The 6,958-nt window shown below is 70.3% G+C and carries 7 protein-coding genes; 4 read left to right on the forward strand and 3 right to left on the reverse strand.

Annotation, left to right across the window (positions count from 1 at the left end):
• The coding region (locus tag CCN37_RS41650; protein ID WP_143261808.1) for a chitinase at positions 1–1,619 on the forward strand (1,619 nt) is incomplete at its 5' end.
• Here CCN37_RS41650 and CCN37_RS25805 read toward each other — a convergent pair.
• The gene (locus tag CCN37_RS25805; RefSeq protein WP_086825632.1) at positions 1,608–2,162 is read right to left on the reverse strand and encodes a ClpP family protease; all 555 of its coding nucleotides are present in this window, start codon (positions 2,160–2,162) and stop codon (positions 1,608–1,610) included. The two genes, CCN37_RS41650 and CCN37_RS25805, sit on opposite strands and share 12 nt — an antisense overlap.
• A gap of 264 nt (positions 2,163–2,426) precedes the next feature.
• Here CCN37_RS25805 and CCN37_RS25810 point away from each other — a divergent pair, with 264 nt between their 5' ends.
• On the forward strand, positions 2,427–2,861 hold the full coding sequence (locus CCN37_RS25810) for an uL11 family ribosomal protein (protein WP_086825624.1): 435 nt from the start codon (positions 2,427–2,429) through the stop codon (positions 2,859–2,861).
• A gap of 54 nt (positions 2,862–2,915) precedes the next feature.
• Here CCN37_RS25810 and CCN37_RS25815 read toward each other — a convergent pair whose 3' ends face one another.
• Both CCN37_RS25815 and CCN37_RS25820 read right to left on the reverse strand, forming a co-directional pair.
• On the reverse strand, positions 2,916–3,869 hold the full coding sequence (locus tag CCN37_RS25815; protein ID WP_210408197.1) for an LLM class F420-dependent oxidoreductase: 954 nt from the start codon (positions 3,867–3,869) through the stop codon (positions 2,916–2,918).
• Complete coding sequence (locus tag CCN37_RS25820) at positions 3,866–4,429, reverse strand: GNAT family N-acetyltransferase (RefSeq protein ID WP_086825626.1); 564 nt, start codon at positions 4,427–4,429, stop codon at positions 3,866–3,868. The genes CCN37_RS25815 and CCN37_RS25820 overlap by 4 nt, the downstream gene beginning before the upstream one ends.
• A gap of 69 nt (positions 4,430–4,498) precedes the next feature.
• Between CCN37_RS25820 and CCN37_RS25825 the strand changes: the two genes are divergently transcribed.
• Entirely contained in the window at positions 4,499–4,951 is a 453-nt protein-coding gene (locus tag CCN37_RS25825) for a nucleoside deaminase (protein WP_086825628.1), read from the forward strand.
• Positions 4,952–4,991: 40 nt separating this feature from the next.
• Positions 4,992–6,878 (forward strand): glycoside hydrolase family 2 protein, encoded by a 1,887-nt coding sequence (locus tag CCN37_RS25830; RefSeq protein ID WP_246843308.1) that lies wholly within the window; start codon positions 4,992–4,994, stop codon positions 6,876–6,878.
• The last annotated feature ends 80 nt before the right edge of the window (positions 6,879–6,958 follow it).

The following is a 6,958-nucleotide window of genomic DNA, read 5'->3' on the forward strand; positions in this document are numbered from 1 at the left end:
TCTGGGCCGCCGTCGCGGCGTTGGCAACACCCGCGACGGCGGCCCAGAACCTGGTGTCCAACCCCGGGTTCGAGACGGGCAACCTCGCGGGCTGGTCGTGCACGAGCGGCACGGTGGGCTCACCGGCGCGCAGTGGGAACCACGCGCTCTCCGCGACGCCGGCCGGGCAGGACCAGGCCCGCTGCACGCAGAACGTGCGCGTCCAGCCGAACTCCACGTACAAGCTCTCCGCGTGGGTCAAGGGCAGCCTGGTCTACCTCGGCGCGGGTGGCGCGGGGATGACCGAGACGAGCACCTGGACGCCGGGCGGCTCGGACTGGACGCAGCTGTCGCTGAGCTTCACCACCGGCGCCAGCACGACGAGCGTCGGCGTCTTCACCCACGGCTGGTACGGCCAACCCGCCTACCAGGTCGACGACGTGGTCCTCGACGGAGCCTCCGGCGGGCAGCCGGAACTGCCGTCCGTCCCCAGTGGACTGTCCGCGACGGGCTCGACGGGGAGCACGATCTCCCTGGGCTGGAGCGCGGTCACGGGCGCGGACGGCTACAGCGTCTTCCGCGACGGCGTGAAGGTCGGCGACGCGAGCGGCACCAGCTTCACCGACACCGGGCTGAGGCCGAGCACGACGCACACCTACGCGGTCGCGGCCTACAACGGCACCGGCGAGTCCGCGCGCTCGGCGACGATCAGCGCGACCACGGGACGTGAGTCCGACCCGAATCCCGCGCTGCCCAAGCACTTGCTGACCGGCTACTGGCAGAACTTCGTCAACGGGGCCGCGCCGCTGCGCATCCGCGACGTCAACAACCACTACGACGTCATCGCGATCGCCTTCGCCGACGCGGACACCACGAAGCCGGGCGGCGTCACGTTCACGGTCGACCCCGGGCTGTCCTCGGCGCTCGGCGGCTACACCGACGCGGACATGATCGCCGACATCGCCGCGAAACGCGCGCAGGGCAAGAGGTTCGTCTTCTCCATCGGCGGCGAGAAGGGCAACGTCGACCTCAGCAGCTCGGCCAACGTGGCCAACTTCGTGTCCTCGATGGAGGCGCTGATCCGCAAGTTCGGCGTGGACGGCCTGGACATCGACCTCGAGCACGGCATGCACGTGGACAACGTGGCGGCGGCCTCCCGGCAGCTCCAGCAGCGCATCGGCTCCGGGTTCGTGCTGACCATGGCGCCGCAGACCATCGACACGCAGCCGGGCGGCCGCTACCTCCAGCTGCTCGCCAAGATCAAGGACATCACCACGGTCGTGCACACGCAGTACTACAACTCCGGCTCGATGAACGGCTGCGACGGCAAGGTCTACTCGCAGGGCGGGGTCGACTTCATCACCGCGCAGGCGTGCATCCTGCTGGAGACGCTGCGGCCGGACCAGGTCGCGCTCGGCGTCCCCGCCTCCTCGCGCGGCGCGGGCAGCGGCCACGTCGATCCCGGGGTGGTCAACAACGCGCTGAGCTGCCTCGCCAAGGGCACCGGCTGCGGCAGCTTCAAGCCGTCGAAGACCTACCCGGACCTGCGCGGCGCCATGACCTGGTCGATCAACTGGGACAAGACCAACGGCGACCGCTTCTCCAACACCGTCCGCCCGCACCTCGGCTCACTGGGCTGACCTCTGCAGCACCTTGTCCGCGAGGCCGTACTCCACGGCCTCGCGGGCGCTGAACCAGCGGTCGCGGTCGCCGTCGGCGAGCACGCGCTCCACGGTCTGCCCGGTCTGCTCGGCGGTCAGCTCGGCCAGCTCCTGGCGGTGGGCCTTGTAGACCTCCGCGCGGATCAGCACCTCGTCAGCGGTCCCGCCGACGCCGCCGTGCGGCTGGTGCATCATCACGCGCGCCCTCGGCAGCACCGTGCGCTTGCCGGGGGCGCCGCTGCTGAGCAGGAACTGACCCATCGACGCGACCATGCCGAGCCCGCAGGTGGCCACCTCGGGCGAGATGGACTGCATGGTGTCGTAGATCGCCATCCCCGCGGTCACCGAGCCGCCGGGGGAGTTGAGGTAGAGGTGGATGTCGGAGCCCGGGTCGTCGGCGTCCAGCAGGAGCAGTTGGGCGCAGACGCGGTTGGCCACGTCGTCGTTGATCTCTTCGCCGAGAAGGACGATCCGGTGCGCCAGCATGCGCTCGGCCACACCGTCCGCGAACAAGGAGGTCATGACGTTCACGGTAGGCTCGCCAAGCCGCTGAGCAGCCCGTTTCCGCTCTCAGGAGAACGACCGGGGTGGTTCGGGGGCGCTCTCCGGCGGTGTTAGACTGCTTCGAGCTGCTGGCCTGCGTGCCAGCGTTGGACTTGATAGACGGACTTGTAAGTGACAGTTGTTCTTGTGAGTTGAGCAGGGCGCTGACCGCCGCTTTCGCTGGCTGGACTAGGCTCGCTCACTGACATTGACACCAGTGGTTCTAGACAAGGGGTTCGCGGAATGCCGCCCAAGAAGAAGTTGCGCGTGACGTTCGAGGCAACGCTCGAACTGGAGGCCGGCAACGCCGCTATGGTCGACCTCGGCAAGATGCTGGGTCCGACCGGTGTGAACACCCGTGGCGTCAAGCTCGAGTACGACGAGGCCACCGCCGCGCACCGCGGCGAGATCCTCCCCGTCGTGGTCACGGTCTACGAGGACCGCACCCACTCGCTGCGCTACAAGACGCCGCCGACCAGCTTCCTGATCCGCCAGGCACTGGGCGCGCAGAAGGGCTCCGCGCAGCCGGGCCACACCTCCGGCGGCACCCTGAAGGCCGAGCAGGTCCGCGCGATCGCCGAGCGCAAGATGCCGGACCTCAACGCCAGCAGCATGGAAGCCGCCGAGAAGATCGTCGCCGGCTGCGCCCGCTCCATGGGCGTCACGGTCGCCAGCTGACACAGGCACCTGAGAAAGGGCCCCAGCCTCCCGCTGGGGCCCTTTCTCATGCTGTCAGTAGGCAGCCGCGAGGGCGAGCACGTCCTCGGCCAGCTCGCGCGAGGGGTCCAGCGGCAGGAACTTGATCACCGGCGTGGTGATCCCGGCGTCGGCGTAGCGCCGGACGTGCGCCGCGCACTCCTCGGGACTCCCGTGCACCACCAGCTCGTCCACCACGTGGTCCGGCACCGCCGCCAGCGCGGCCTTGCGGTCGCCAGCGGCCCAGGCCGTCCACATCGGACTCAACGCCTCGTCCCGGCCCAGCCAGCGCTGGAACTCCGCGTAGGCGGGCACGGTGAGGTAGCCGGTGATCAGGCGCTTCGCCACCGAGCGCACCAGGTCCGCGTTCTCCGACACGCACACGAAGATCCGCGCGACGAGCTGCTTGCCCGCGCCGACGACCGGGGCCGCCTTGGCGACGTCCGAGGCCGACAACCAGTTCAGCACCGCGCCGTCGCCCTCCGCGCCCGCGAGGCCGAGCATGCGCTCGCGCAGCGCTCCGACCACGATCGGCAGCGACGGCGACACCGGGCGCTCCAAGCGGAATCCCTTGACCTGGAAGGTGTCGTAGGACTCGTCGATCCGCTCACCGGCGAGCGCGGGGCGCAGGAACCGCAGGGTGTCCCGGACGCGGCTGAACGGCTTCTCGTACGGCACGGCGTTCCACCGCTGCGCGATCGCGGGGGAGGAGGCGCCGATGCCGAGCGTGAACCGGCCGGGCGCCGTCTCGGCCACCGCCGCCGCGCTCATCGCGAGCAGCGCCGGGCCCCTGGTGAACACCGAGGCGATCGCCGTGCCGAAGCGCGCTTCCGGCAGCACCGCGGCGGCGTAGGCCAGCGGGGTGAACGCGTCCAGCTCCGCCGTCTCGCTGCTCCAGAAGTCGGTGTAGCCGCCGTCGTACAAGGCGCGCAACACCTCCGCGTGCTCGTGCAGTGACTGTCCCAAGGGGACGGTGATGCCCAGGCTCATGCAGGGGTTCCCTTCCACTCGCGGTCGAGCATCGCCAGGATGAGCTCGTCGCACCACTCACCCTTGACGAACTCGTACTCCTTGAACACCGCCTCACGGCGCATGCCGAGCCGTTCCAGCAACCGCGAGGACGCGGTGTTGCGGATGTCGCAACGGCCTTCGACGCGGTGCAGGCCCAGCTCCTCGAAGGCCAGCCGCAGCACCTCGCGCGCGGCCTCGGCGGCGAAGCCCTTGCCGTGGTGGTCGGGGTGGAAGACGAAGCCCAGCTCGCCGCGCTTGCTGGTCTCGCTGCGCCAGAACAGCACGACGTCGCCGATCAGCTCGCCGGTGTCCTTGCGCTGCACCGCGAGCACCATCGCGTCCCCCTCCTTCTCCAGACACCACTGGTTCACCCGATCCGCCAACGATTCCCGCACCTGCTCGCGGGTGCGCACGTCGAACATGAGGTAGCGGACCACGTCCGGGCGGGACCGGATGTCGTACAGGGCGTCGAGGTCATCGGGGGTGTGGGCGCGGAGCAGCAGGCGATCGGTCTCGATCGGCAGGGAGGGGCGCAGCATGCCCCGGACGCTAGCGGTGCTGCCGGAATGGTTCATCCGGATTGCCCGGGACGGGAGCATCATGGCGTTATGGAAGACAGCGATGCGGTGCGCATGCTCGACGTCGCCCTCGCCGAGGCGCGGGCGGGGCGGGCGGAGGGCGGAATCCCGATCGGGGCGGCGCTGTTCGGCGTGGACGGGGAGCTGCTGGGGCGCGGGCGCAACCGCCGCGTCCAGGACGGCGACGCGTCGATGCACGCGGAGACCTCGGCGTTCCGCGCGGCCGGGCGCCAGCGCACCTACCGCGGCACCACGATGGTCACCACGCTGTCGCCCTGCTGGTACTGCAGCGGGCTGGTCCGGCAGTTCGGGATCACCGGGCTGGTCGTCGGCGAGAGCAGCACGTTCACCGGTCAGCACGAATGGCTGGCCGAGGCCGGGGTCGAGGTCGTGCTGCTCGACGACGCGCGCTGCCGCGAGCTGATGGGTGAGTTCATCTCCACCCACCCCCTCCTGTGGAACGAGGACATCGGCGTGGACTGAATACAGTGAGGGGCACACCAAGATCGAGGAGGCTGTGCCCGTGGACGAGCTGCACCCCCGCCCGAGGATGGTCCGAGAGCACTGGATCGACCTCTGCGGTCCGTGGCGCTTCGGCTACGACGACGCTGACCAGGGCCTCGCTGAGCGGTGGTACCGCTGCGGAACGGAAGCTGTGCCCATGCTCGATCCCGCAAGCGGATCTTCGAGCTTCGACCGCGACATCCTGGTGCCCTACCCGCCGGAGTCGGAGCGCTCCGGCGTGCACGACCCGTCGCCGCACACGATCGTCTGGTACCGCAGGACCTTCGCGCTGAGCGAGCTGGGCGAGGACTTCGCTGGCAAGCGGCTGCTGCTGCACCTGGGCGCGGTGGACTACCACGCGCGGGTGTGGGTCAACGGCGCGCTGGTCGCCGAGCACGTCGGCGGGCACACGCCGATCAGCGCCGACATCACCGACGCGCTCGACCGCGACGCCGACGAGCAGGTGATCGTGGTCCGCGCGCAGGACGAGGCCGAGGACCCGACGCAGACCAGGGGCAAGCAGGACTGGCTGCCCGAGCCGCACGCGATCTGGTACCACCGCACGACCGGGATCTGGCAGCCGGTGTGGCTGGAGCCCGTTCCGGCCAACCACCTCTCGGAGATCCAGTGGACGCCGGACCTGACCCAGGCCCGCGTGCGGCTGGAGGCGGTGGTGACCGGCCCGCCGGCGACGTCGCTGTACCTGAGGGTGCGGCTGTGGTCGGGCGCGCAGCTGCTGGCCGAGGAGTCGCACCGCGTGCTCGACCAGGTCAGCGTGCGCGACATCGCGATCCCGGCCGCGCGGCACGGCCAGCACCTGCACGCGCTGATGTGGTCGCCGGAGTCGCCGAACCTGATCGACGCCGAGCTGACGCTGCTGGACGCCGACGGCGTGGTCGTCGACGAGGTGCACAGCTACTTCGGCTACCGCTCGGTGGACACCGCTGACGGGCGCTTCCTGCTCAACGGCCGCCCGTACTTCCTGCGCATGGTGCTGGAGCAGGGGTACTGGCCGCAGTCGCACCTGGCCGCGCCGGACGGGGAGGCGCTGCGCCGCGAGGTGGAGCTGATCAAGGAGCTGGGCTTCAACGGCGCGCGCATCCACCAGAAGGTCGAGGACCCGCGCTTCCTGTACTGGTGCGACCGGCTCGGGCTGCTGGTGTGGGGCGAGATGGCGGACGCCTACCAGTTCTCCACCGCGACCGTGGAGCGGATGACCCGCGAGTGGATCGAGGTGCTGCGCCGCGACCGTAGCCACCCGTGCGTGGTGGCCTGGGTGCCGCTGAACGAGAGCTGGGGCGTGCCGCAGATCGCCGAGCGCGCGGACCAGCGGCACTTCGCGACCGCGCTCTACCACCTGACGAAGTCCATCGACCCGACCCGGCCGGTGATCGCCAACGACGGCTGGGAGCACACCGTCAGCGATATCTGGGGCGTGCACGACTACGCGCCGACCGGGGACTCGCTGCGCGAGCGCTACTCCGACCCGGAGTCGATCAAGCGGGCGCTCGGCGAGGGCAGGCCGGGTGGGCTGCGCGTGCTGCTCGACGATCGGCTCAACGAGGGCCAGCCGGTGATGCTGACCGAGTTCGGCGGGCTGAGCTACGTCCCGGCCAAGGGCGAGAACTGGTTCGGTTACTCCACTGTGGACAGTCCAGGGGCGCTGCTGGAACGGCTGGAGGACCTGGTCGGCGCGCTGCTGGCCAGCGATCGGCTCGCCGGGTTCTGCTACACCCAGCTCACCGACACCGAGCAGGAGACCAACGGCCTGCTCACCGCCGCGCGCGAGCCGAAGGTGGACCCGTCGTTGGTCCGGGCGCTGCTCAATCGCCCAGCGCGGGCCATCCCGACCGAGGAGGTCTCCGCCCACCGCGCCGAGGCCGAGCGCGCCGCCCGCGGCGACTAGCCGCCCACCCCAAAAAACCCGTTTCGTACTCATAGCGGGAAAGGGAGCGCTCCCATCTGCCGCTAAGGGCTGTCTCGTAA

This window comes from Allokutzneria sp. NRRL B-24872, from assembly GCF_002155965.1.
In the GTDB taxonomy this organism is placed as follows: Bacteria; Actinomycetota; Actinomycetes; order Mycobacteriales; family Pseudonocardiaceae; genus Allokutzneria.